Genomic DNA, 700 nt, shown 5'->3' on the forward strand with positions numbered 1-700 from the left:
CAAGCCGGCGCCGGGCCACAAGATCTATCCCTATCTGTTGCGCAACATGACGATCGACCGACCAAACCAGGTATGGGCGGCCGACATCACGTATCTGCCCATCGGCCGCGGCTTTCTTTATCTCGTCGCCATCATCGACTGGGCGAGCCGTGCGGTTCTGGCGTGGCGGTTGTCGAACACGATGGACGTCTCGTTCTGCGTGGCGGCGCTGGAAGAGGCGCTGGCGAAGTACGGCACGCCGGAGATTTTCAACACCGACCAGGGCAGTCAGTTCACCAGTGCGGCCTTCACCGGCGCGTTGGCGGGTGCAGGGATCAAGATCTCCATGGATGGCCGCGGTCGTTGGATGGACAACGTCTTCATCGAGCGGCTGTGGCGGTCGCTCAAGCATGAGGACATCTATCTCAGAGGCTATGCCGACGGCCGCGAGGCCAAGGCAGGGGTCGCAAGCTGGATCGCCTTCTACAACGATCGTCGCCTTCATCAGGCGCACGGCTATCGCACCCCGATGGCGGTCTGGCGCGAACGGATGCAGGCCGCGAAGGCTGTGGACATGGTGGACAACGCTGCCGCGTTGACCACATGCCCACAGCAACTGCAGCAGACAGCGTCTCTGGCTGCGTGATAGAAAGGGATCAGGAGCGGTCAGTTTCCAACTAACAAACCGGTTCAAGCGGTCCCGCTCCGCGGGTCCATTTCA

The 700-nt window shown here is 61.9% G+C and carries 1 protein-coding gene; it reads left to right on the top strand.

Annotated features, from left to right (window positions below; genetic code table 11):
* The coding region (locus tag AC5ZG5_RS46335) for an IS3 family transposase (RefSeq protein WP_456647281.1) at window positions 1-625 on the top strand (625 nt) is incomplete at its 5' end.
* Window positions 626-700: the final 75 nt, after the last annotated feature.

Source organism: Bradyrhizobium sp. Ses1 (genome assembly GCF_059512365.1).